Origin of the sequence: Kitasatospora sp. NPDC094019 (assembly GCF_044764505.1) — a bacterium.
Classification (GTDB): domain Bacteria; phylum Actinomycetota; class Actinomycetes; order Streptomycetales; family Streptomycetaceae; genus Kitasatospora.
The window spans coordinates 67,881-93,538 of sequence record NZ_JBIWIF010000009.1; the positions used below are offsets into that span (position 1 = coordinate 67,881).

At 73.5% G+C, this 25,658-nt stretch carries 15 protein-coding genes; 9 read left to right on the forward strand and 6 right to left on the reverse strand.

Annotation, left to right across the window (positions count from 1 at the left end; all coding sequences use genetic code 11):
• The first annotated feature begins 67 nt into the window (after positions 1 to 67).
• A complete protein-coding gene (locus ACIQ9P_RS21295) occupies positions 68 to 289 on the forward strand; it encodes an MbtH family protein (protein WP_402358128.1) in 222 nt (73 codons plus the stop codon).
• Between the two features lie 60 nt (positions 290 to 349).
• Here ACIQ9P_RS21295 and ACIQ9P_RS21300 read toward each other — a convergent pair whose 3' ends face one another.
• Positions 350 to 4,933, reverse strand: a complete 4,584-nt coding sequence (locus ACIQ9P_RS21300; RefSeq protein WP_402358131.1) for a polymorphic toxin-type HINT domain-containing protein — start codon at positions 4,931 to 4,933, stop codon at positions 350 to 352.
• A 150-nt stretch (positions 4,934 to 5,083) separates the two neighbouring features.
• Positions 5,084 to 7,093, reverse strand: coding sequence for a trypsin-like serine protease (locus ACIQ9P_RS21305; RefSeq protein WP_402358134.1), 2,010 nt, complete (start codon positions 7,091 to 7,093; stop codon positions 5,084 to 5,086).
• 574 nt (positions 7,094 to 7,667) lie between these two features.
• Between ACIQ9P_RS21305 and ACIQ9P_RS21310 the strand changes: the two genes are divergently transcribed.
• Positions 7,668 to 8,141 (forward strand): phage tail protein, encoded by a 474-nt coding sequence (locus tag ACIQ9P_RS21310; protein WP_402358137.1) that lies wholly within the window; start codon positions 7,668 to 7,670, stop codon positions 8,139 to 8,141.
• Between the two features lie 63 nt (positions 8,142 to 8,204).
• Here the strand turns inward: ACIQ9P_RS21310 and ACIQ9P_RS21315 are convergent, their stop codons facing one another.
• Positions 8,205 to 8,555 carry a DoxX family protein gene (locus tag ACIQ9P_RS21315; protein WP_402358140.1) on the reverse strand — a complete coding sequence of 117 codons (351 nt, stop codon included), beginning with the start codon at positions 8,553 to 8,555 and terminating at the stop codon, positions 8,205 to 8,207.
• A gap of 95 nt (positions 8,556 to 8,650) precedes the next feature.
• Between ACIQ9P_RS21315 and ACIQ9P_RS21320 the strand changes: the two genes are divergently transcribed.
• Positions 8,651 to 9,073, forward strand: a complete 423-nt coding sequence (locus tag ACIQ9P_RS21320) for a winged helix-turn-helix transcriptional regulator (protein WP_402358143.1) — start codon at positions 8,651 to 8,653, stop codon at positions 9,071 to 9,073.
• A gap of 14 nt (positions 9,074 to 9,087) precedes the next feature.
• Here ACIQ9P_RS21320 and ACIQ9P_RS21325 read toward each other — a convergent pair whose 3' ends face one another.
• The 3 genes from ACIQ9P_RS21325 to ACIQ9P_RS21335 all read right to left on the reverse strand — a co-directional run bounded on the left by ACIQ9P_RS21325 (position 9,088) and on the right by ACIQ9P_RS21335 (position 10,987).
• Positions 9,088 to 9,699: a chloramphenicol phosphotransferase gene (locus tag ACIQ9P_RS21325; protein ID WP_402358146.1), complete on the reverse strand. Its 612-nt coding sequence runs from the start codon at positions 9,697 to 9,699 to the stop codon at positions 9,088 to 9,090.
• 258 nt (positions 9,700 to 9,957) lie between these two features.
• On the reverse strand, positions 9,958 to 10,464 hold the full coding sequence (locus ACIQ9P_RS21330) for an ATP-binding protein (protein WP_402358149.1): 507 nt from the start codon (positions 10,462 to 10,464) through the stop codon (positions 9,958 to 9,960).
• Between the two features lie 133 nt (positions 10,465 to 10,597).
• Complete coding sequence (locus ACIQ9P_RS21335; protein ID WP_402358152.1) at positions 10,598 to 10,987, reverse strand: hypothetical protein; 390 nt, start codon at positions 10,985 to 10,987, stop codon at positions 10,598 to 10,600.
• A 480-nt stretch (positions 10,988 to 11,467) separates the two neighbouring features.
• Between ACIQ9P_RS21335 and sigK the strand changes: the two genes are divergently transcribed.
• The 6 genes from sigK (at position 11,468) to ACIQ9P_RS21365 (ending at position 25,597) form a co-directional block, all read left to right on the forward strand.
• Positions 11,468 to 12,052 carry an ECF RNA polymerase sigma factor SigK gene (gene sigK / locus ACIQ9P_RS21340; protein WP_402358155.1) on the forward strand — a complete coding sequence of 195 codons (585 nt, stop codon included), beginning with the start codon at positions 11,468 to 11,470 and terminating at the stop codon, positions 12,050 to 12,052.
• Positions 12,049 to 12,870: an anti-sigma factor domain-containing protein gene (locus tag ACIQ9P_RS21345; RefSeq protein ID WP_402358158.1), complete on the forward strand. Its 822-nt coding sequence runs from the start codon at positions 12,049 to 12,051 to the stop codon at positions 12,868 to 12,870. Before sigK ends, ACIQ9P_RS21345 begins: the two co-directional genes overlap by 4 nt.
• A 193-nt stretch (positions 12,871 to 13,063) precedes the next feature.
• Positions 13,064 to 13,996, forward strand: coding sequence for a phosphorothioated DNA-binding restriction endonuclease (locus tag ACIQ9P_RS21350; protein WP_402358161.1), 933 nt, complete (start codon positions 13,064 to 13,066; stop codon positions 13,994 to 13,996).
• 62 nt (positions 13,997 to 14,058) lie between these two features.
• The gene (locus ACIQ9P_RS21355; RefSeq protein ID WP_402358164.1) at positions 14,059 to 15,600 is read left to right on the forward strand and encodes a hypothetical protein; all 1,542 of its coding nucleotides are present in this window, start codon (positions 14,059 to 14,061) and stop codon (positions 15,598 to 15,600) included.
• Between the two features lie 7 nt (positions 15,601 to 15,607).
• Positions 15,608 to 20,221, forward strand: coding sequence for a hypothetical protein (locus ACIQ9P_RS21360; protein WP_402358167.1), 4,614 nt, complete (start codon positions 15,608 to 15,610; stop codon positions 20,219 to 20,221).
• Between the two features lie 441 nt (positions 20,222 to 20,662).
• Positions 20,663 to 25,597 carry an RHS repeat-associated core domain-containing protein gene (locus ACIQ9P_RS21365; protein ID WP_402358170.1) on the forward strand — a complete coding sequence of 1,645 codons (4,935 nt, stop codon included), beginning with the start codon at positions 20,663 to 20,665 and terminating at the stop codon, positions 25,595 to 25,597.
• Positions 25,598 to 25,658 lie beyond the last annotated feature (61 nt).

Consider the following 25,658-nt stretch of genomic DNA (forward strand, 5'->3'; position numbering starts at 1 on the left):
CGGCCGACCCACTGTGCTGACCAGAGGTCAACACCCCACTCCCGTTGCCCACATGGAGGACCCGGACATGAGCACCAACCCCTTCGACGACACCGACGGCCGGTTCCTGGTCCTGGTGAACCACGAGGGCCAGCACTCCCTCTGGCCGTCCTTCGCCGAGGTCCCCGGCGGCTGGACCACCGCCCTGACCGAGACCACCCGCGACGCCGCCCTGGAGTACGTCGAGTCCCACTGGACCGACCTCCGCCCCCGCTCCCTCGCGACGGCCGACACCGCCGACACCCCCTGACCGGAAGCACCGTCCCACGCCGTGCCGCCGGCCGGCGGCCTCCTCGCGTTGCCGATCCGGTCACACCGGGAAGATCGATGAGACGTACCAGTTCGGTCGTCCGGGATGGCTGTGGTCCGTGACCACGCGCACCTCGACTCTCAGGCCGGCCTCGACGGCATCCACCGTTGTTCCGTCGGCCCGCACGGTGTAGACCTTGCCGAGCGAGGTGACCTTCTTCCCTTCGACCTCAAGGTCCTTGAGCGTGATCCGGAACCTGTCGCGCATTCCGGTGCGCTGCGCGAGTCGTGCCAGCCAACTGCTCTTCGTCTGGATGGCCTGTCGCAGGGCCGCTTCGGCGACGGCGAGGTCCGAGAAGACACCGTTGCTGCCGTCGGCGATCGCCTTGAGCTCCGCGTCCCTGACGGTGATGCCCAGAGGTCCGTTCGGGCCCTCGACGCCGTAGGCGACGTGGTGCTCGATGGTGTGTGCGTCTCTGAACTGCAACTCGTCCTTCAGGAGGTTGTAGCAGTTGTGGGCGAGGACCTCGGGGCCGCTGTCCTGGCGTCCTCGGACGTAGAAGGTGTGCGGCCCGTCGACCGTGAGGTCGTAGACCTTCTCGGGCACGATCCCGGCGCGGTCGTCGAGGCCGGTGACGGGGTGCCGAGTGCCGTCCCGGCCGACGAGGACGTCGCCGATGCGGAGGGTGGAGACCTCGCGCCAACCGGCGCCGTCGACGTAGAGGAGGTGACCGGCCGTACTGGTGATCCGTCCGACCTGTTGGATTTCCAGGTCGACCAGGCGGGTGGTGTCGTGGTCGAAGGTGTCCGTGACGGTCTGCGGACCGGTGACCCCGGTGGTGGGGTCGGCGCCCAGCAGCCGGTCGCCGATCCTGAGGTTCTCGATCGGGCGACGGCTGCCGTCGGCCATCACGACGGACGTGCCGGCCGGGAAGCTGTTGGTGTTGCACATGGTCCGGACGTCCGCCGACACCTGGGCCTCGGCCTCCAGCTGCCGGACCACGACACGGTCGACGGCGGCGTTCGCCCGGATGGCGAACAGCGCCTCTTCGGTGCCTACGCCGCCCACCAGGGTGGCGCGGAACCCGGCGATGCTGTCGGCCAGCGCGTCGAGGGCGTCGACCGCCGCCCGGCTGTAGCCGTTGAGGGTCGCCTGGAGGGCGAGCTTGGCCTCGTCGACGCCGATGCCGACGATGATGGCGTACCGGTACGCGATGGTGCCCTTGGCGGCCCTGGTCAGGGTGCCGATGGGCATCACGGTCGCCAGCGCGAAGCCGCAGGCTTTGTTGAAGCCGGGGTTGTTGAAGCACTTGACGAAGTCGCCGGTGAGCAGGTGCCAGAGCAGGCGGCCCGCGAGCACCTGCGGGTCGTACTTCAGCTTGTAGTCCCGGTAGGTCATCTCCACCGTGGACTCGTACGGGACGCCGTTCAGCTGCTCGGTGCCGAGCACCATGGTGTCCCATGCCTGGTACCGGCCCTTGCAGGCTTCGACGGTGAGGCCGACGTCGGGGCAGGTCCGCAGGAGGTTGTCGACCGTGCCGGAGACCTTCGCGGTGACCTTGACCTTGCAGACCGTCTCTCCGGCGTCGTTCTTGTACCAGGTGTGGTTCGCGCCGAAGAGGGCCTTGAGCGCGCCGTACGCCTTCGCCGGGTCGTCGGTGACGCACTTGGACATGTCCTGTTTGACCTTGTCCGGCTTCAGGTCGTCCCGGGGCATCCGCTCGACGTAGTACGCCTGGCCGTCGCCGTCGGAGCCGGTTCCGTCGCTGCCCTCGTTCCCGGCCGTCGCGGCCGCGACCTCGGCGGCGACCGCCTCGTCCTCCTGCTTCCGCCAGACGGCCACCTTGGCGTCGTCGGCCGCGGTCTGCGCCTCCTCCTTGCTCTTCTGCGCGGCGACGGCCGAGGCGTGCGCCTGATCGGCGGCGGTCTTGGCGTCCGCCGCGTACCGGTGGGCCTGGGCGGCGTTGTCGGTGGCCACGGCCGCCGACGCGCCCGCGCGGCCGGCCGCCTCGCCGGCCGAGGCGGCGGAGGCCCGGGCCTGCTGGGCGGAGGCGGCGGCCTGGGCCGCCGAGGTCCGGGCGGCCCGGGCCGACTGCGCGGCCTTCGCGGCCCAGTCGGCGGCCTGGGCGGCGCTGACGCGGGCCTGGGCGGCGTAGGTCGCGGCCTCGCCGGCGGCGCCGCGTGCGGTGGCGTAGGACCGGGCGGCCTCCAGCGCGTACCGGCGGGCCTCGGCCACTTGGCCGTCGATGGCGGAGAGGTACGACTGGACGGTGGCCACGTGGGTCGCGGTCGTCGCGTCGCGTTCCTGTGCCTCCAACCGGCCGCTCTGCAGGAACGGTTCGAGCCGGTCGGCCGGGCCGGACAGCACGGCCTGGGCGGCCGCTCTGACCTCGGGTCCGCCGGTGGCCAGGGTCTGGGTGACCAGGACCCGGTTGTCGTCCTCCCGGGCCCGGTACTGACCCGTCTCCAGGAACGCCCGGACGTCGGCGACGGTGCCGTCCAGGGCCTTCCCGGCGGCCTCCTTCACCCCCGGGCCGCCCACGGCCATGATCTGCGCCAGCAGCACCCGGTCGTCGTCGTCCTTGCCGGGGTACTGGCCGGTGGCGAGGAACGCGCGTACCGCCTCCGGTGTGCCGACGGCGGCAGTCTCGGCCGCGAGGCGCTTCTCCGGCTTGCCGGGGCTCCGGGCGATGGCCATGACGCTGGTGCGGTCGTCGCGGTCGCGGGCGAGGGGCAGACCGGAGGCGAGGAACTCGCGGACGGCGCCGGCGTCGCCCTCCAGGGCGCCCTGGGCGGCGGCCCTGACCCACGGGCCGCCCGCGTCGAGCAGGCGCAGGGCCGCCCGGCGGCCCTTGAGCACGGCGACCTCGGGGTCGACGCCGGGCGCCGTGGCGTCCTTGACGAGCTGTTCGGTGTCGGCGGCGAGCCGGGTGACCCGGCCGGCCTCCCAGGCGGCGGTCCTGGCCTTGAGGTCGGCCGCGCGGGCGGCCTCCTCGGCGGCGGCGCTCTCGACGGCCTGCTGGGCGTCGAGGCGCTCCTGGTCGGCGGCCCGGGCGATGTCCGTGACCTTGTGGGCCTGCGCGGCGGCGTTCGCCGCGGTGTCGGCGGCGGCCCCGGCCGCGGTGGCGGCGGCCTGGCTGGTGGTCGCCCACCTGGACGCGTCGCCCGCGTGCGCCGCCGCCTCCTCGGCCGCCGCGGCCGCCGCTTCGGCGTGCGCGGCGGCGGCGTTGGCGGCGCGCTGGGCGTCGCCGGCGGCCGAGGCGGCCTCCCGGGCGATCCTGACGGCGGCCTCGGCGGCGCGCCTGGACTCGGCGGCGGCGCTCCTGGCCCGGGCCGCGGCCTGGCGCGCCCGGTAGGCCGCGGTGTCCGACACGCCGGCGTAGCTGGCCGCCTCGGCGGCGGCGTCGGCGGCGACGGTGGCGTTGGTGCCCGCCGAAGCCGCGGCCTGGGCGGCCGCTCCGGCCTGGGAGGCCGCCAGTCCGGCCCACTGGCTCGCCTCGGCGGCGGTACGGGCGTTGACGGCCGCGTCGCGGGCGGTGACCGCCGCGGCACGGGCGAGGGCGGCCTTGCCAGCGTCGCCCGCGGCCTCGGCGGCCGCGGCGCGGGCCCGGGCGGCTGCGTCGCCGGCCTTCGTCGCCGCCGAGGCGGAGGCGGCCGCCGCACCGGCGGCCTGGCGGGCGGCCTCATTGGCGGCCCTGGCGGCCGTGGAGGCGGTCCTGGCCGCGTCGGCGGCCCGGCCGGCGGCGTCGGCGGCGCGTGCCGCCGCGTTGGAGGCGGCCCCGGCCTGGCCCTGCGCCTGCTTCGTCTCGGCCGCGGCCCGTTCGGCGGCGGCCTTGGCGAGGGCGGTGGCGTCGAGGGCACGTCCGGCCGCTTCCCTGGCGGTCCGGGACTGCCGGCCCGCCTGGGTGGAGGCGTTCCTGGTGAGGTCGGCGAGCTGGGCGACCGTCAGGGTCTCCTGGTCGTGGGCGGCGGCCGTCTCGTAGCCGTACTGGAGGAACCACTGGACGTCCTCCGTCCCTCCGTCCAGTGCGAGGCCGGCGGCCCTGCGCACCTCGGGGCCGCCGGTGGCCATCAACTGCACGAGGCGAATGCGGTCGTCGTCGTCCTGCGCCTTGGACCGGCCTTCGGCGAGGAAGGCGTTGACGTCGTCGACCGTGCCGTCGAGCGCCTTGCCCGCGGCTTCCCGGACGGCGGGGCCGCCGTCCGCCATGACGTTCACCAGCTCCACCCGCTGGTCGTCGTCGAAAGCCTTCTGGGCACCGGCGGTGAGGAACTTCTGCAGGTCGGCCGCGGTGCCGTTCAGCGCGGCCGTGCCCGCCTCGCGCACCCCCGGGCCGGCCGTCGCGACGAGTTCCTCGATCCTCGTCCGCAGGTCCTGTTCGGCCGCGGCGGCCTGACCGGTGGCCAGGAACACCCTCGGATCGTCCGGGGCGCCGGTCAGCGCGCTCTCCGCCGCCTGCCGGACCGCCGGACCGCCCGACTGCCGGGCGGCGACCGTCCGCACCCGGTCCGGGTCCGGCCCGGTCGCGGGTGCGGCGTGTGCCGTTGTGGCCGGGACCGTGAGCAGTCCGGCCAGCAGACCGCCGAGCACGAGGCCGGCCGCGGCGCGTGATCTCCGGCGTCGGGGGACCGATGGCACTCTCATCGCGTTCGCCGTCCTGTTCTGTGCTCGGGCAACGGAGTTCCGGCCCGTGCCCGCCGAAAGCGGGCACGGGTACGGCGGGGCGGGGACGTCCGGTTCCCCGTCGGGGAGTCGGCAGGGGAACCGGACGCGGGACCGGACGCGGGACCGGGGTCAGTGGCCGCCGGTGACGGCGGTCCCGCTGTGGTCGCCGCCGGGTACCCCGGTCAGGTTCAGGGGGGTGGCGGTGTCCCACGCGGTGGAGCCGGTGTAGCGGCGGGTGAGCAGGACGCGGTTGTCGGTGGTGGTGACGGTGAGGAACGCCTCGGCGGGCACCGGGGTGCCGAGGCTGATCGAGGTCGCGCGGATCCCGGGGAACACGGCGCTCAGGGGCCGGAAGAGCTGCCAGGTGCCGCCGGGGGAGCGGAGGGTGTGGAACTGCGCGCCGGTGTCGGTGACGACGGCGAGGTTCAGGCCGTCCGTCTGGGAGGCCAGAGCGAGGGAGGTGACGCGGCCGGGGGCAGTCGCCTGGGCCTCGACCGAACTCCACGGTCCCGCTTCGCCGTTCTGGTCGAGGCTGGTCCACTGGACGTGGCCGCCGGCGCTGACGGCGAGGTGCGTGGTGGCCCCGTCCCCGGCGACGGCGAGGGCGGTGACGTCGGCGGCGGCTCCGGCCGGGGGGAGGACGGCGGAGAAGCCGGCCCACCACCCGCCGCCGGAGGTGTAGCGGAGGCTCTCGTACAGCAGACCCCCGGCGAGGACGACGACCCGGATGTCGTCCCCGACGGCGGCGACGGCTACCCGGGTGACGCCGGTGATGTTCCCGGCATCGCGGTTGACGTCGCTGAAGGCGCTCCAGCTGCCGTCGGGGGAGCGTACGGCGTGGTGCAGGCGGCCGTCCCCGCCGAGGGCGACGACGTGGGTGCTGCCGCGGACGTCGGCGGTGCCCATGGTCCGGATCCCGCCGATGTCGCCGGCCTGGGCCTGGACGTCCTCGTACGGTGTCCACGCGCCGTCGACCAGGCGGGTGGCGTGGAACAGGCCGGTGCCGCTGGTGACCAGGGTCTGGAGCTTGCGGCCGGGTGTGGTCGCCCGGACCTGCTGCACCCAGCCGGCCACGTCGTCGACGCGGGTGGCGGTCACACCGGCGCGGGTCTCGCTCGGGGGTACGCCGACGCAGCCGGCCTGCCAGGAGCTGCTGGCGATGGCGAAGAGTTCGTACGAGTCCTCGTTGTCGCGGATCAGCGGGGCACCCGCGTCGCCCAGGCAGATCGGGGCGGCGGCGCCGCTCCCCGCGAGCACGGTGTCGACGGTGGTGGCGCCGACGGCGGCGACCGTGTGCGCGCTCTCGTGCGCCTTCGACGGCATCCAGCCGGTGGCGGACCGGCCGAGGCCGACGTAGGTCGCGAGCCCGCCGGTCCTCGGCGTGGCCGTGCCCACCTGGAGGGTGATGGTGCTCGGGATCGGGGTGGCCAGCCGCAGCATCATGAGGTCGCGCTCGCCATGGGGGACGAGCTGGTCCACGGCGACGTTCTGCTTGGGCGTGACGACGCGGGTCCGGCCCATCGGCGCGGTCAGGCCGGTGAAGCAGCTCGCGGCGGTCAGGACCCAGGACTGGTCGACGAAAGTGCCGGTGCACGACCGCGCGCCGAACCCCGGCTGGCCGATCGTGACTTTGGCGACGGCCGCGGGCGGCCACTCGTCGGGGACCGCCGGGCCGCCCCAGGCGTTGAGCTCCAGCAGGGTGGTGCTGCTGCCACCGGGATTGCCCTCGCCGACCTGGGTCCAGGCGTTCTTGGGCACCGCGACGTACACGGGGTTGCCCTCGCTGGTGAAGGTGGCGGTGACCGAGTGGTCGGCGTCGCCCTTGATGGAGTAGACCTTGGGGATCTCCAGTTGGAGGCTCCCGGTCGCCCCGGTGATCCTGAAGCACGTCTCACTGGGCGTCGCGGCACGGCTGAACAGGCGTAACAGGTTCGAACCGGCCGCGCAGTCGACGAGCTGGATGTGCCCGTCACCCGACCTGACGGTGATGTGCCGGTCCGCGAGGATGCTAGCGGCACCCGGGTGGACGTAGTTCTCCACGAGTGCGGGGGCGTCGCTCGCCGAGGCCGAGGCCGGCGACGGTGCCGCGGTGGCGAGGCCGGTGGCGAGCAGGGGTATCGCGAGAGCCGCACCGATCAAGGAGGAAAGTCTTCGGACGGTATGCATCAGAACTCCCGGAAGGGTCGCCCGGGAGACGTCGAGCCGCCCCCCGAGCCGCTGACTGATGAAGAAGAACCTGGGCGGACGGTAGGAGCCGGAATGTTTCGTCGTCAAACAGGATGGCCGTGATGCGGCCACAGTTCCGACCGGAGAAAAGCCCCGTGGCGGCGCCGTCGCGGTGTGCGCAGCGGGACGGTATCGACGCGCGCGGGAACCACCGATGAACGGGGGGCAACCGCGGCGGAACCTCTTCCGACGGTTCTCCCGTCGTTCTCCGGTGGCGGGATCACCGCGCGCCACTCCCACCCCACCCGCGCCAGGTGCCCCCGGTCGGTCGCACCCCGGGAGATCGACGCGTTCTCACCGGACCGGCTGGGGTCGGGCGCCGGGAGGCGGCGGCATGGACGCCGAGGGGTGGCGGCGTGCCGCCGAGGGGTGGAAACACGCGTCCGCCCGGGCCCGAACGTCCCGCCACCACCGGGGCGGCGGCATAGGATCACCGCCCGGAAGGCCCTCGCCCGCCCCCGCCCACGCTCCTGCGGAGGAACCCGCCATGACCCACACCGTGGACTTCGAGACGGTCTCGACCGTCGGCCTGGAGTCGTCCCCCGTCGCGGACGCGCTCGCCGGGCTGCGGGCGAACGAGGCCCGGTACTTCAAGAACAAGTACGACCACACCTTCACCGTCGAGCCCGCGGCCGAGGCCGCCGGAGCCGTCGACTGGGTGCACCGGATCCTCCGGGAGGAACGCGAGATCGTGATCGAGTCCCGGCCCCTCGAAGCCACCGCCTTCGAAGTCGACGGCATCAGGATGGCGTATGTCTTCTACGAGAGCGGCTTGTCGGTCAATGTGATGTACACCGTCGAGGACGCCAAGAAGCGGGCCGTCGGATTCAAGCTCTCGGACGGAATGGAGGTCCCGGCGGAACTCGCCGAGCGATTCAAGTTCGCCCGTCAGAAGTCCAAGCTCGCCGGGACCATCCGCGGCTCGTTCTTCGTCATCAAGAACGAATACGGCGACCTGTGAGGCGCGCCGCGTGCGCGTGGCCGGGCGCCGTGGCGCCGGCACACGTCGTCACGGCGGAGCGGATCAGAGGGTGACCGCGCGCAGCACGATCAGGGCGAGGGAGGCCAGGGCGAGCAGCGCCGCCGGAGACGCGCCCCCGCGGTCGCCGACGCGCAGGTGGAAGGTGACCGCTCCGGCGAAGTAGAGCGTCAGGCCGATCGCGGCCGCGATCCCGACGCTCCCCCACCGGAGGCCGGCGATCGTCCCGGCCGCGCCCGCGATCTGAGCGCCGATCAGGAACGCCATCATGCTCTGCGGCACTCCGAGGGTGGACATCTGCTCGGTGATGTGGCGCGTCCGCAGGGACTTGGCCCCCGCCGATATCAGGAGCAGCGCCGACATGATCACGGTGGCGACGAGAAGGCAGACGAACACGGCTGGACCTCAATCATGCGAGATGCGAGTAAGGGTGTGTGCGCACCTCGACGACGATAGGCGGCCGACAGGAACCTCCAGGTAACCTTCGCGGCATGAGCCTGCGACCCGGAATCGCCTTCCTCGCCGACTGCCCCGCCCTGCTGGCCATGGAGCTCATCGCCAGCAAGTGGTCCATGGTCACGCTTTTCGCGCTCACCGACGGCCCGCTGCGCCACGGCGAGTTGGTCGAGCTGAGCGGCGGCATCTCGCGCAAGGTCCTGACCCAGACGCTGCGCCGGCTCCAGGCCAGTGGGCTCGTCGAGCGGCACGCGTACGCCGAAGCGCCGCCCCGGGTGGAGTACGCCCTGACCGAGCTCGGTCGGACCCTGGAGGAGCCGATCAGGATGCTCACCGCATGGGCGCGGGAGAACGGCGAGGCGGTCGTCGCCTTCCGGGAGGCGGCCGGGCCGACCGGCGCCGACGGGGCGGACCGGACGGGCCCGGTCGGGACCCCTCCTGGTGGTCCGGGCAGGTGACCGTCGGCCCGCGATCACGCCTCCGGATACTCCTGGTCCAGCCAGCGGCACACGAACGCGGCCACCTCGGCGGCCGACATACCGCTCGTCTCGACGACGAGATCGGGTTCGGCGGCCTGCTTGGGAAGGGTGTTCTGATGGAGTGCGAGGCCGACCGGGTGGGCGTGACGACGCTGCCGGTCGGCGAGCGGCTCGTCGCTGACCGACAGCTCGATGACGGCGACCCGGGCCAGCCCCCGTGCGCGCAGGTCCAGGAGCCGGGTTTCGAGGTCCGCGTTCACGACGGGCTCGAACGCCTGACCGTCGACGATCACACCGACGCCCGCGCCGAGGATTCCGACGATCCCCGCGTTCATCGCGTGGAGCATGGCGATGGCGTCGACGCCGTTGTCGATCCGGCGGGCCCCGGGCATCGACGGGACGTCCTGGTAGGTGAAACCGCGTTCGGCGAATCTGGCGTCCGCAACGCCACCGGCCCACTGTCCGGGCACCATCCGGTAGAACTCGTCCACTCCGAACCGCAGGAGGGGCTCACGGGCGTGCTCCTGGACGGCGGTCGCCAACGTCGACTTCCCGGCAGCGGAAGGTCCGGTGATGACGACGCACAGTGGGGGCCTGCCATCCATACGAGAACCCTTCGTTCCGATGCTCAGGAGGTGCGGGCCGGGCCCCTCGGTGAGGATGGACCGGCCGTGGGCCGACTCGCCGTTCGGCTGCGGTCCGCGGGGCGCGGTCCGTGAGGCGCTCCGGCGTCGACCGTACCTCCTTCGACGCTCGCCGGACACGACTCCGGTCCTGGAACGGCGGCGGTCTCCTGGCACGGCGTCACCCCGGCCTCCGCCGTGCGCGGTTGTTCCCGATCGTGGGTCGGTCTCGCCGCCCCCTCACCAGGTCCGGTGGGCGCGCGGGCCCGCGTCCGGGTCGGGCGCGGACGGTGTTGTCGAGGGATCGGGCAGGTGGGCGTGGACGGTCTTGCCGCTGCCCGGGTCGAGGGTCAGGGTGAGGCTGTCGGTGAGCGCTGCCACCAGGGCGAGCCCTCTGCCGTGGAGGTCCTCGGGGGTCAGCGGCGCGGGGGAGGGCAGGGCCCGGCTGGTGTCGCTGACGTCGATGTCCAGACCGTGACGGTGGGCGGTGAGGGTGAGCCGCCCCGGTCCGTCGGTGTGTTGGACGACGTTGGTCGCGAGTTCCGTGACGACGAGGAGGGCGTCCGCGAGCAAGGTGCGGTGGTGCGGGTGGGTACGCCGTAGGAAGGCCGAGGTGGCCGAGCGGATCGCGGCCACGCAGGCCGCGTCGTTGGGGAACGACAGACAGGTGCTGTCCGTCGGCGGACGGGGGTTCTTCCGGCCGGGGTTCTTCCGGGTGATGGACGGGGACTCGATCGCGGTGTTCATGGTCGGCGGGTCCTTCGGGGCCCGTCCGTCGGGCCGGGCGGGCGGAGGCGGTGATGCGTGCGGCGCGGCCCCCGGGGCGGGGGCCGCGCGGTCGCGAGGACCGGGACGGGAGGGCCCGGTCGGCGATGGCGTTTCAGTGCTGGCAGGTCCAGTAGCCGTTGTGCCAGACCTTCTCCCAGTGGGCGGGCTGCCAGACGTTCTTCCAGCCGGCGTCGTGCCAGACCTTCTGCGAGTGGCCGTGGTGCCACTGGTGGTGACCGTCCCACCAGCCGGCATGCCACTGGTACTGCCACCAGCCGGGGTGCCAGTCCTTGGACCACTGCCCGGGGACGAGCTTGTTCTCCCACCAGCCGGGGTGCCAGGTGCACGCGCCATGGCCGTGCTGGTGCGTCTGGACGGTCGAGGTGACGGCCGCGGTGGGGGCCGCGGAGGCCGAGGTGGCGGTGGTGAGGGCGGCGCCGCCGGCCAGCATGGCGCCGGCCATGGCGACGGCCAGCGAGCGCCGGGTACGCGTTGCGCGCATGGGGGTACACCTCCTTTCTGGGACGTGGGTGACGAGGTGAGCGGTCGGAATCCCGGCCTTCGCGGGTCGCGGGTCGCGGGTCGCGCGTCCTGGACGCGGTTCGCGGTTCGCGGTTCGCGGTTCGCGGTTCGCAGTTCGCGGTGCCCGTGTGCTTGCCGGAGCTCTGTCCGGAGCGGCCGGTCTCCCGGGGACTTCCTGCCCCTGATTCGCCGTGGCCGAGGGTGTGGATTGGACGAGCCGTTCGTGGGCCCCGGCGCTCGGCGGACCTCTCCGGACGGGTGGCCGCGCGGGCCGGACCCGGGCCGGGCAATCCGCCCGGGCGCCGGCTGCGAATACGGTGCGAGTGATGGACGAGAGTCCCTACGATCCGAACAGCACCCGGGAGGCCGCCATGCGTGCCGCGCCCCGTCCCGTCGGCAACCGTCCGAGGAACCGCCGCCCACCCGGTCGCGGACGCGACCGGGGCCGTAGGCGGGAGCGGTGAACTCCGTCGTTCTCCTCCACGGCCGCCCCGAGCCCCCCACCGACCTGAAGACGGTCATGGCGCAGGTCACCCGGGGTGATCACCAGGCGTTCGCCGAACTGTACGACGCGGTCTCGGGCCCCGTCTTCGGACTGGTCCGCCGAGTCCTGCGGGACGAGGCCCAGTCGGAAGAGGTGATGCAGGACGTGATGCTGGAGGTGTGGCGCGCGGCGGCCCGTTACGACCCGGACCGCGGCGACGTGATGCCCTGGGTGATGACCATCGCCCACCGCCGGGCCGTGGACCGGGTGCGGCGCTGCCGCGCGGCCGCCGACCGTGACCGGAAGGCCGCCGTCGGCGCGCAGGACATTCCGTTCGACGACGTCGCCGAACGCGCCGAGGCGCACCTGGACCACCAGCAGGTGCGCCACTGCCTGCGCCGTCTCACGGACCTGCAGCGTGAGTCGGTCCTGCTGGCGTTCTACGCGGGCCTGAAGTACCGGGAGGTGGCCGAACGGCTCCACACCCCGCTGGGCACCGTCAAGACCCGCCTGCGCGACGCCCTGATCCGCCTGCGCGACTGCCTGGGAGCCCAGCCATGAGCACCTCCGCCGACGACAGCCTCCACCTCCTCACCGGCGCGTACGCGCTCGATGCCGTCGACGACGACGAACGCGCGGCCTTCGAGGCCCACCTCTCCGGCTGCGACGTCTGCGAGGCGGAGGTCGCCGGCTTCGCCGGGGCCCTGGCCCGGATCGCCACCGCGCAGGCCGTCCCGCCCCCGGCGGACCTGCGGGCCCGGATCCTGCTGCGGCTGGGCCACGAACCCCAGCTCGCACCGTCGCCCCGGCCCGCGCCGTCGCCCCGGCCGGCCGTGCCGGCACCCCCCGCACCCGTGGCCCCGCCGCGGACGGCCCGTGGGCGGCACCGGTGGCAGCATGTCGCCCTGGCCGCTTCCCTCACCGCCGCGACCGCCCTGGGAGCCCTCGCCGTGCAGCAGCACGAAGAGGCACGGCAGGAGCGCGCCGCGGCCGAGCAACTGCGCTCCCAACAGGTGGCCTTCGGGGAACTGCTGACCGCCCCCGACGCCCGGGTGAGCACGTCCACCGCGGCCGCGACCGAACCGGGCACCGCCGGCACGGGCACCGTGGTCTGGTCCGCCAGCCGCAACCAGGCCGGCTTCCTGGCCGCTGGGCTCCCCGACCCCGGCCCGGACCGCGTCTACGAACTCTGGCTCGACCACAACGGCACCCTCACGCCGGCGGGCCTGCTGCCCGACGGCGACGGCGCCCTCGTCCTGAGCGCGCCGCTCGACGGCGCGCGCGCCGTCGGCGTGACCGTGGAACCGGCGGGGGGATCCGATCGGCCGACCACCCAGCCGGTCATGGCCCTGCGGCTGACCCAGAGCCGCTCGGCCTGAGCGGAGCTTCCGGCCGGTCGGTCGCGGCGAAGCCCGGCCGGTCCCCGTGCCGGTCGGACCACGGCGTCGGCCGGCGAGCAGGCACAGGTGACGAGGACCGGACCGGTCGGTGTCCGAAGGCGACACCGGGACGGTGCCCGGCCGGGGACCGGGGCCCGGGTGGTGTCCGGGGCCCGGAATAGGCTGGGCGGCCATGGACTGGCTGGAGCGGGTGGCGAAGCTGAGACGGTGGACGAGCAACGACGTTCGGGCGCCGCACAAACCGTTGCTGCTGCTGTACGCGCTGGGCAGCTTCCAGCGCGATGCCGACGGCGAACTGCGGTACAGCGCCGTCGAGGAGGAGCTGAAGCGGCTGCTGGAGGAGTACGGGCCGTCCCGTGCGACCACTCCCGCGTACCCGTTCCACCATCTGGTCAGTGACGGCGTCTGGGAGGTCAGGACCGACCAGGGGCTCGGGAGCCCGGGGAGCGGTGTGCGGGTCCTGCGCTCCAGCGGTGCGGCCGGGAGGCTCGCGCCCGAGCTGCGGGCGGCCCTGCGGAGGGATCCGGCGCTCCTGGGCCGGCTGGCGCGGGTGCTGCTGGACTTCCACTTCCCGCCGTCACTGCACACCGACCTCTGCGAGGCCGTCGGCCTCGACCTGGACCCGGCCGAGGCCGCGGGCGTCACCGGAGGCGGCCCGGGCGGGACGGGGCGTGCGGCGCGACGGCAGCGGGACCGGCGGATGCGCGAACTCGTGCTGACCGCGTACGAGTTCCAGTGCGCCTTCTGCGGCTACGACGGGATGCTGGGGGCGAGCACGGTCGGCCTGGAGGCGGCGCACGTGCGCTGGTGGTCGTACGAGGGTCCGGACGAGGTCGACAACGGTCTGTGCCTGTGCTCGCTGCACCACAAGCTCTTCGACAAGGGCGTGCTGGGCCTGGGGGAGGGGCGCCGCATCCTCGTCTCCCAGCGCTTCGTCGGGCGCGGCGAGGCCAGCAGGCAGCAGGTGCTCGCGTTGGCCGGGCGGCCGGTCATCGGCCCGCAGGCGGGGGTCCCACCGGTCGCGGGCCGGCACCGGCAGTGGCACGCCGAACAGGTCTTCCGGGGCGTACCCCGAGAATCCCTGAGCCCCGCGCCGACCCGCTGACCGGGCGGTGTCTTCGGCGAAGTCCCCGCCCGGGCCGGGGTGTTCCCCTACCGTCGGGTGGCATGGGGACTGTGGGGGACGACGGGTCGGGGTACGGGGTGCCGTACGCGGGGGTGCCGCCGGTGTTCGACGACCGCACCGGGGACGCGTGCGTCGTCGTGCCGGGCATCATGGGGAGTGTGCTCCAGGACGCCGCGACGGGCCGCGCGCTGTGGGGAGCGGACCTGTCGATGCTCACCGACCCGCTGCTGGGCCGGGGCCTCCTGGGCGCGCTGCACGCCGACGAGCGGGAACGGGCCGCCGACGCGGACACCGTCCGGCGGGCGCCGCTGGCCCGGATCCGGGCGACCGGACTCGTGTCGAAACCGTGGTGGCTGCCCGTGCTGGCGGGCCTGGAGCCGTACACCCGGCTGACCACGGCCCTGCGCGGGGTCACCCTCGCGCCGGAGGCGGTCCTGCCGTTCCCGTACGACTGGCGCCTGGCCGTCGCCTACAACGGGGCGGTGCTGGCCCGGACGGCCCGCGCGCACCTGACACGGTGGCGCGAGCGGGCCGCCGCTCGACCCGGGTGGCGGGCGGCCGGGGACCGGGAACCGCGGCTGCTGTTCGTGGCGCACTCGATGGGCGGCCTGGTGGTGCGCGCCGCCCTGGAGCGGGATCCGGAACTCGCCGCCGACACCCGGGCGGTGATCACCGTCGGCACGCCGTTCCTGGGCTCGGCCGCCACGGTCCTGACGCTCAACCTCCTGCACGCCGAGGCCCGGCCGGGCTGGCTCCAGCGGCAGGTCCAGGCGATGGCTGCGACGCTTCCGGGCGTGCACGATCTGCTGCCCGGCTACCGGTGCCTGGACCTGGGCCTGGACGTCGAACGCCTCACCCCGGCGGACGTCGCCCGCTTCGGCGGAGACCGGGACCTGGCCGCGCGCTCCCTCGCCGAGCACACCCGGCACTGGGAGCGGCCGTTCCCGCTGCCCGGGCACCGGGCGATCGTCGGCGTCGCCCAGCCCACCGTCCAGACCCTGGACGAGCAGCGGCGTTCCGGGCTCGCGGTCGTCGTGGGCCGCCACCACGCCTTCGACGTCGACGACGACGGCGAACTCCTGCGCGACCCGCACACCGGCATACCCGCCCGCCGCAACACCTACGGCGACGGCACCGTCCACACCCCCTCCGCGCGGACCGGCACCGACGCCGTCGCCTACGTGTACGGCCAGCACGGCACCCTGACCTGCCACGACGAAGTCCTGCGCCAGGTGCGCAACATCGCCCTGGAACGTCGGCCCGGCGGGCGCCTGGCCGGGGACGGTCCGCGGCCCGGACTGGAGACGCCCCCGCTCGGCGGGACGCTCGGCGCCCCGCTCACCCTCGCGGTCACCGGCCTCGCCACCCCGGCCGGGGTCACCCTGGGCGTGCGCTCCGCCACCACCGGCCGACCCGGTCACCCCCTCACCCTCGCCCGCGAGCCCGACCGGGCGGACGACGCCCTGACGGCCCGGTTCACCGCTGACGCGCCGGACCTGTACCGGGTCACCCTGGAGACCGGCACCCATCCGCCGATCACCCAGCTCGTCCTCGTCGGCCCGCCCGACACCGGAACCCGGTAGCCCGGCCATGACCGGATCCGACATCCCGTCCGACTCCCCGTCCGACACTCCGGCCGACAGCTGGTCCGACACCTGGGACACGACCGCACCCGGTCAGGGGGACGCGGACGGGGTCGAGTTGTTCCCGGTGAACTTCACCGCCTACCGCCACCATCCCGACCTCGACACCGAGGAGCACGTCACCGCGATCGCAGAACTGCTCGCCCCGTTCGGCCCCCGGCTGCGGCGGTGGACGGTCTCCGGTCACGAGCGGAACCGGCAGGCGGTCGAGGACCGGCTCGCCACCTGGAAGCGACCCGCCGCCAGCCACGGCAACTCCCTGCTGTACTGGGTCGGCCACGGCAGTTCCGACCACCTCGCCCACCACCGCACACCCGCCCCCATCGACGACGGCGTCCTGCCCCAAGAAATCGCCCACGCCATCGGCGGCCGACAACTCCACCCCGACAGCGCGGACAACTGGGTGATCGTCGTCCTCGACGCCTGCTTCTCCCAGGAGTTCGCCCGAAACGTCCACCTCGCACTCCTGGACCGGCACCGCGCCGCCGGCCGGTACCTGCTGCTGTCCACCGCCGCCCGCGGCTACGCCGAACTCGGCGCCTTCACCCACGCCCTGAAGCGGGCCCTGACCGTCACCTTCCGGGGGAGGACCGCCATCGGGCTCGCCGAGTTCGGGCAGGAACTCGCCCGCGACCTGGGCGGCTACAGCGGCACCAGCGCCGACGACCACCGCGACCGGCTGCTGCGCCTCGACGACGACATCGCCTCCGCCGTCTCCGCGCCCCTCGATCAGCTCGACGAAGTCCAGGCCGTCATCGACCAACTACCCACCGACGAGCGCCGCCACTTCGTGCCCAAGGCATCCGGCGCCGAATTCGGCGAACTGGCCTGGTACTTCCACGGACGCACCCTCCAACGCAACCAGATCCTGCAGTGGCTCACCACCGCCCACCGTGGAGCCCTGGTCGTCACCGGCCCGGCCGGCGCCGGCAAATCGGCCCTCCTCGGTCACCTCCTCCTCCACACCAACACCCGCCTGCGCGACACCCTCCTGCGCCACGGCCACCTCACCCCGCTCCCGGCCGGAACCCCCTGCCCCGACGACCCGTTCGACCTCACGGCCCACCTCGCCGGCCTCACCCTCAACCGCACCGTCCAGCTCATCGCCGACGCCGCCGGCCTGCCCGACCTCGCCCACGACGCCGCCCAGGGCCAGCCGGTCGGCGCCCTCGCGAGCCGGCTGGTCGCCGAGCTGCGCGTCCGGCCGACCCGCCTGACGCTGCTGTTCGACGCCCTCGACGAGGCCGACCAGCCCCTGCTCATCGTCGACACCCTCCTGCGCCCGCTCGCCGCGCTGCCGGGCGTCCGCCTGGTCGTCGGCACCCGCCGCTCCACCCGCGAAGGCCCCGACCGGCCCGCACCCGCCGACACCGACCTGCTCGACGCCCTTTGGCCCCGACCCACCGGCGCCGACCCGGTGCCGGGCCCGGTCCTGGTCGAGGTCGGCCAGGACCAGGAGGCTCTCGCCGGATACCTGCGGGCCAAACTCACCGCCGCCAAGCACCGCGGCGCCCTGGACGCCGACGACACCGACATCGCCACCGCCGTCCACCGTCTGGTCACCGACCACCCCCGGGGCGGCGGCGAGCCGCAGCAGTTCCTCTACGCCCGCCTCGCCGCCCACGAACTCCTCCACGACCCCCGCCTGATCACCGACCCCGCGCCGCTGATCGGCCGCACCCACCGCCAGCTCTTCACCCGCGCCCTGGAACGCCTCCACCGCGCCGACCCCCACTACGGGCCTCTCCTCCAGGCCCTCGGCCTCGCCCAGGGCCGCGGCCTGCCCGACCAGGACGGCATCTGGGCCACCACCGCCGACGCCCTCGCATTCGTGCCGGTAAAGACCCGCGACAGCACCCAGGCACTGCTGCGCGACGCCGCCCCCTACCTCGCCCTCGACCAGGAGCACGGGCAGAGCGTCTACCGCCTCGCCCACCGCACCTTCACCGAACACTTCACCACCACCCCCGACGCCGGGCATGCGCACGCCGACATCACCACGGCACTTATCCACCACGCCACCTCGGTCCTCCAGCAACCGAGCGCCCACGACAGCACCGGCACACGCGCGGCACCGGCTGCCGCCGTCAGCCCCTACATTTGCCACCACCTCGCCGCCCACGCCCGCCTCGGCCGCACCGCCGGAGCACTCCACACCTTGGGTGAGAACCTCGCAGTTCTGGACGCGCTCGACCTCACCAGCATCACCACGGCGGTCTTCGGCCATGGCCTTCCCGCACGCGACCTGCCGCCCGCCGTCGCCGGCACCGCTCTCCTCCAGCACCACGTGCGTGACACCACCCGGGACCGACCGACCGGCACCGCGCTCGCCTGGCGCCGGTGGTGGCGCCGACTCGGCACCACCTACATCCAAGGGACCCCACCACCCGCCGAACCACCGCACCACGGTCCCGGCACAGGGCTTCCCGACCTGCTCACGGGATTGGTCCGGCGACACCAGCTCCATCTCCAACTCGTCGGCCACACCGACTCGGTGCAAGCCATGGCGGTGTTCGCGGCGCCGGACGGTACCCCTCGCCTCGCCACCGGGGACAGCGACGGGGCAGTGCGGGTCTGGGACCCGGTCACTGGTACCCAGGTGGGAGAAGCCCTTACCGGCCACACCGACTCGGTGCAAGCCATGGCGGTGTTCGCGGCGCCGGACGGCACCCCCCGTTTCGCCACCGGCAGCTACGACGGGACCGTGCGGGTCTGGGACCCGGTCACCGGCACGCAGGTGGGAGAGTCCCTCACCACCCACACCGGCTGGGTGCTGGCGATGGCGGTGTTCGCGGCGCCGGACGGTACCCCTCGCCTCGCCACCGGGGACAGCGACGGGGCGGTGCGGGTCTGGGACCCGGTCACCGGCACGCAGGTGGGACAGCCCCTCACTGGCCACACCGGCTGGGTGAGCGCGGTCGCGGCGTTCACAGCGCCGGACGGCACTCCCCGCCTCGCCACCGGGGACAGCGACGGGACCGTGCGGGTCTGGGACCCGGTCACCGGCGCTCAGGTGGGTGAGCCCCTCACCACCCACACCGACTGGGTGAGCGCAGTAGTGGTGTTCGCGGCGCGGGACGGTGCCCTCCGCCTTGCCACCGGAAGCCACGACGGGGCGGTGCGGATCTGGGACCCGGTCACCGGCACCCAGGTGGGTGAGCCTCCGACCGCCCACACCGGGGCGGTGATGGCGACTCTGGTGTTCACCGCGTCGAGTGGCACCCGCCGCCTCATTTCGGCCAGCATGGATCGGACGGTGCGGGTCTGGAAACTTGCCTCCGGCGCTCAGGTGGGAGAGCCCCTCACCGGCCACACCGGCGGGGTACGAGCGCTGGCGGTGTTCGCCGCTCAGGACGGCGCTCCCCGCTTGGCCACCGGCGGTAACGACGGGACGGTGCGAATCTGGGACTCGGTCTCCGACACCCAGATGGGTGAGCCCCCGACCGCCCACACTCACGGGGTGAGCGCGCTGGCGGTGCTTGCCGCCCCGGACGGCACCCCCCGCTTGGCCACCGGCGGTAACGACGGGACGGTGCGAATCTGGAACCCCGCCACCGGCGCCCAGGTGGGTGAGCCCGTCACCACCCACATCCCCGGGGTGCGGTCGGTGACGGTGCCCGCCGCGCCGGTCGGGACCCCTCGCCCCGCCACCGACGGCAGCGACGGCACAGCGTGGATCTTGGACCCGCCCCCCATTCGGCTGGGCGAGCCTCCGACCGCTCACCCCCACGAGGTGCTGGCTCTGGCGGTGTTCGCCGCGCCGGACGGCTTTCCCCGCTTCGCCACCGTCACTTGCGGTGACGACAGGACGGTGCGGATCTGGGCTCCCGCCACCGGTAGCCAGGTGGGTGAGCCGCTCACCGGCCACACCCGCAGGGTGAACGCGGTGGAGGTATTCGCCGAGCCGGACGGGACCCCTCGCCTCGCGACTGGCAGTAACGACGGGACGGTGCGGATCTGGGACCCGGTGACCGGTACTCAGGTGGGCGAGCCCCTCACCATCCACCCCGGCGAGGTTCGGGCGCTGGCGGTGTTCACGGCGCCGGACGGGAGCCTCCGCCTCGCCACTGGAGACAGCGACGGGACGGTGCGGATCTGGAACCCGGTCAGCGGTGCCCAGGTGGGAGCGTCCCCTGACGGGCACGCGGGCTGGGTGAGGTCGGTGGCGGTGTTCACGGCGTCGGACGGCGGCCTCCGCCTCGCCAGCGGCGGGAGAGACGGGACGGTGCGGATCTGGGACCCGGTGACCGGTGCCCAGGTGGGAGCGTCCCTCACCGGGCACGCCGACGAGGTTCGGGCGCTGGCGGTGTTCACGGCGCCGGACGGGAGCCCCCGCCTCGCCAGCGGCGGGAGAGACGGGACGGTGCGGATCTGGAACCCCACCACCAGAACTGGAATCGCAGTGCCAGTGGCAACACCGGTCAACTCCCTGGCGGCAAGCCACGGCCTCATCATCGCGGGAACCGAAGAGGGCTTCCTCTACCTCGATCTCTCCTCGATGTACAACGATCCGACGGACACCGAACCCGAGGAGACAAGGAGCACCGGAGCCAGACCGTAGAGAAGCGGTCAGTCCTCCGGGGACCGCCCGGCCACCCATGAACCACATCGGTCACGACCGCACCCCGCGCCGAGCCGACCGCCACACCGGTCCCGGCCGAGCGCCGACCGGCCGGAATCCCCGCGGGGAGGCCGCGCGTGCGGCAGCACCTGCGCCTCGCGCGCGGCGACGCGCGACCTGCGCCGATCCGCGCGGCCGGCCGACTGCGCGACGTTCGCCGGCAGAGGAACCCCCATCACGGAAATCAGCCATTCTGGGTGTGCCGAGGACGCGGGGCCCGATGTCACGTCAAAGTGAGGGGAAAGCCGCGGGGCCCTCGGACAGATCATGAAGTCCGTATGCGGATCCCCGCAGACCGGTTTTCTGTCGCACGGGTGCGTGAACCGGCTCCTACGGCGAGCCGGGTCCTTTCCTGTTGTCCGTCCTCCCGGGAGCCTCAGCATGAGTTCCATGTCGTCGTTCTTCACCCAGGCCGGAAGCTTCGGAAGCGCGGTGTCCGGGGGCGTGGATCCCCGCACCGGCCTGTTCAACGTCCGGATCGAACTGGGGAACCCGGTCGGCAACCGCAACCTCGGACCGTCGTTCCCGCTGACCCTCGGCTACTCGCCGCTGACCAGCGCCGATGTGGGCCTGGGGCAGGGTGTCTCGCTGGGACTGACCACCTTCGACCGGGCCGCCCGGCTGCTGTCCCTCTCCTCCGGCGAGCAGTACAAGGTGCTGGAGACCGACACCGATGTCTTTCTGATGCAGAAGAAGCTCGACACGGTTCGTGTGACGAAGGACGACGATTCCTACCGTGTGGTGCACAAGTCCGGTGACGTCGAGATCCTGACCGGGCCGGACAATGGATTCGATCTCAAAGTTCCCACGGCGCTGATCACACCCGCCGGACATTCCCTGACCCTGACGTGGGATTTCGGCAACGGTCCGCTTCCGCGTCTGCAGGAGGTCCGCGACGAGAGCGACACCCTGCTGACGGTGGAGTACGCCGACGACGTCAAGGCCACCCTGAACGTCCTGCCCGACCGGTCCGAGGGATTCCGCGTCGAGCTGCGGTTCCAGAACGACCTGCTGGCCGAAGTGCTCTTTGTCGGGCCCGGCGTGGACGAGCCGTTGGCGTGGAGCCTCTCCGCCGAGCCCATGGGCCCGGACGGCCTCTGGGGGTCGTGGATCACCGGGGTGAGCGCCCCGGGCGGGATGTCCGAGACGGTCGCCTACCGGCAGGACGAGTCCGGCCACCGGTTCCCGGACTCCGCCGGCCTGCCCGCCCTGCCCTGCGTGGAGCGGTACGTCCGGGCCCCCGGCGGCGGGCAGCCGCAGATCGAGGTGGCGTACGACTACACCGACACCAATTTCCTCGGCGGCTACTCCGGCGCCGCCTGGGACCCGGACCAGGACACGCTCTACGGGATCATGAGCGACTACTCCTACGGGTCCACCGAATCGGTGACCTGTGGCGGGTCGACCACGACCACCACCCGCTCGTACAACAGTTACCACCTGCTGACGGACGAGACGACCGGCCGCGACGGCTCCTCCCGGAACGTCCGGACCGACTACTACGCCGCCGTCGGCCTCCCGTTCGACGAGCAGGACGAGCGGTTCCAGCTCCCGAGCACGCGCACGGTCACCTGGACCGGACCCACCGGAGCGACGCGCAGCGAAGTCACGCTGACCGGATTCGACGAGGCGGGCAATCCGCTGAGCCGGACCGATCCCGACGGGACCCGGACGGACTGGGAGTACTACCCGACGGAGGGGAGCGGCACGGACTGCCCGCCCGACCCGTACGGGTTCAGCCGGTGGCTCAAGGGCGTCACCCGCACCCCGCCGTCGACCGGCTTCGACGCGCCGGTCCAGCGGACGTCCTACAGCTACACCGCCTGCTCGACGCCCGACGCGCGGGTGCCCACCGCGGTGCTGAAGTCCTCGGAGCGGCGCTACGCCGACGACCGGCTCCTGCAGCGGGACGACTTCGCCCACAGCACCTCGGGCGCGGAGTTCGGCCGCCTCACCGGGCTGGACGAGGCCGAGTTCCCGGACGGCGAGGGCGGTGGCTCGTACACCGCCTCCCAGACCTTCGACTTCCGGACGGACGGCGAGGAACTCGTCCAGACCCACACCCTGACGACGCACGACCGCCTCACCGTCACACGGTCGCAGCGCCGTTCGCGGTTCACCGGGCGACTGCGGTCGGCCACCGACCCGCAGGGCAACGTCGTCGCCACCGCCTACGACGGCCTGGGGCGCCCGCTGACCCGCACCACCGGTCCGGGCACCGCGTACGAGGCGACCGAGAGCTGGAGCTACGAGATCGGCACCTCCGCGCCGTTCGTGGTGACCTCCACCGACGTGCTGGGCAACCAGCAGCGCGCGAGCTTCGACGGAGCCGGCCGGCCGGTCCTGGGCGAGCGCCGGGACACCGACGGCGGCGGCGGCTGGTGCACCGTCCAGCGGACGGCCTACGACGAGCAGGGCAGGACGTCCTCCACCACGGCGGCGGACCACCTGCCCGGCGGGGGCGGCCAGGTGGTGGACCTGACCCAGACCTACACCTACGACGACTGGGGCCAGGTGTCGGGTTCCGCGTGCAGCGACGGTACCGGCCGGATCGCCGCGACCGATCCCGTCGCCCTCACGACCACGGTCCGACACCTGGGCGGCGGCCTCCCGGTGACCGGTACCTGGGTGACGACGCACGACCTCCGGGGCGATCCGGTGGCGGTGGAGCGGTTCGACCTCCGGGGCGCGTCCGCGGGCCGGCGCGTGCTGGAACGCGACGGCTGGGGCCGGGTGCGCCGCGCGACCGACGAGGCGGGCAACACCACGAGCTACGACTACGACGCCTACGGCCGTCCCACCCGCACCACCCTGCCGGACGGCACGGTCACCGCCCGCGGGTACGCGCCGTTCTCCTCCGACAGCCTGGCCACGGGCCTCAGTGTGGGCGAAGTGCCCTACGGGAAGCAGGAGTTCGACGGACTGGGCCGGTCGACGACGGCGAGCTCGGGTGGCCGCACCTGGTCCTACCAGTACTCCCGGGACAGCGACCCGCTGCCCGCCGTGGTGACCGTGCCCGACGGGCAGCAGATCGCCTTCACCTTCGTGCCGGAGCTCGACAACGCCGTCTCCGCGGTCCGGGCCGGGTCCGTCACCCAGGCGCTCGGCCACGACCCGCGTTCCGGCGTCCTGACCAGCGCCCAGGAGGGGGAGGTGACCATCACCCGCGAGTACACCACCGCCGGCCTGCCGCGCACGGAGACCACGGCCCGGTCCGGGCATTCCGACGCCGCGGCCAGTTGGAGCTTCACCCTGGGCGGTCTGGAGTACGACTACGTGGGGGTGGACGGTTCCGCGCGGCGGACCACGCGCGACGTCCACGGCCGGGTCACCGCCGTCACGGATCCGGCGGTGCGGGTGCTGCCGAGCTACGACAGCGCGGGCCGGGCGACCGGGTGGACCGCCGAGGACCAGCAGAGCGGGTACACGCTGACCACGGCGCTGACGTTCGACGACTTCGGCCGCGAGGTGCTCCGCGCGACGAGTGACAACCTGGGCGGCACCTGGTCGCTCGTCCAGCACTGGCAGGACAACGACCTGCTCTCCCGCCGGACCTTCTCCGACGGCGGGAACCCGCTGCGCGACGAGACCTTCGGCTACGACAGCCGCAACCGGCTCGCCACGTACGCCTGCGACGGCCCGGCCCCGCCCACCGACGTGGACGGGAACGAGGTCGTCGGGCAGACCTTCGCCTACGACGCCTTCGGCAACGTCACCCAGTGCCGGTCGCGGTTCACCGACGGCTCCGGCACCGCGACCTACCTGTTCGAGAACCCGTCGGACCCGTGCCAGCTGACCGGCATCCACCGCACGGGCGGCAAGGGGCCGTCGCGCACCGACCTGGGCTACGATGCGGCCGGACGGCTGACCACCGACGACGCCGGCCGCGGTCTCGGCTACGACGCCCTCGGCCGGCTGCGGTCGGCGGGCCCGGCCAGCCGGTACGGATACGATCCGCTCAACCGACTGCTCACCCAGGAGGCCGGCGGGAGCACCGACGTCCGGTACTACCGCGGCGAGGCCCTCGCGGCCGTGGTCGAGGACGACCGGCCGGGCCGTCTCGTCCAACTCGCCGGCGGCACCTACGTGGCGCAGGTCCGCGGGGGATCGACCGGGCTCCTCGCGACGGACGGCACCGGGACGGTACGGCTGGCGGCCGGCGCCGACGGCCGGGAGCAGTACGTCTTCACCCCCCACGGCCAGCGTCCCCCCGGGGCGACCGGCAGCCTGCTGGGCTTCACCGGCCAGCCGTGCGACCCGGTCACCGGCGCGCACCACCTCGGCAACGGCACCCGCGCCTACAACCCGGCGATCCTGCGGTTCAACACTCCCGACACCCTGAGTCCGTTCGGCGCGGGCGGTGTCAACCCCTACCTGTACTGCGAGGGCGATCCCGTCAACCGGATCGACCCCTCGGGTCACCTGAGCTGGCAGGCGTGGCTCGGGATCGGCCTGGGCATCGCGGGCCTCGCCCTGACCGTGGTCACCGGAGGCATGGCGATCGCCGCCGCCGGTGGCGTCATGGCCGCGATCGGCGCCGCCTCCGCCACCACGCTGGTCGTCGGCGCCCTGGGTGTCGCCTCCGACGTCACCGCCATCGTCGGCGGCGCGCTGGAGTCGGCCTCGCCCAAGGCGTCCTCGATCCTCGGGTGGGTCTCGCTCGGCACCGGGGCGGCCGGACTGGCCGCGGGCGGCCTGGGCTTCGCCCGCACGGCGGCCGGGCGCGCCCCGGCGCTCTCCGGAGGAGCCGCCCGCGGTCTCGGTCTGTCGGAGGAGGCGGGCGGGTCGTCCGCCGGAGTGCTGGCGCGGTCTTCCGGCCCCGAGATGCTCGGCCGGCCGATGATCCGGCCGGGACGGCGGATCTGGAGCTTCCAGTCCGTCGAGAACGCCAGGGGCGAACGGGTGTGGGTCAGCCAGGACCCGGTCAACGGCACCATGGTCGAGGACGTCGCCCGGGACGCGCTGAAGCGCGGGAAGCGGGTCCACGTCCTCAGTGGAACGCACGGCGACCCGCTCGGCGCCAGGACCGTCCGCCACACGGAGTACGGCTTCTTCGTCGAGGACCTCGGCCGGACGCCCCGGACGCTCAGGAGGGCGCCGAACCGGCCGCTGCGGACGACCTGGGCGAACCAGGTGTACGTCCACAACACACCCGACCTGACGATCGACCGGATCGGGGAGATCCTCAACAGCGATCCGGGGTGCGAGGTGATCGTGGGCTTCTGCTTCAGCCGCAACGACGACCTGGTCCGTGAGTTCCTGGGCCTGGAGGCCACCTACTCCTACGTGCCTCGGCGACCGGGAGCGCCGCGCTGAGCACTGCTCGGGACCGCACCGGCCCCGGCACACCGAGCACCGCCCGGCACCGTCCCGGCCC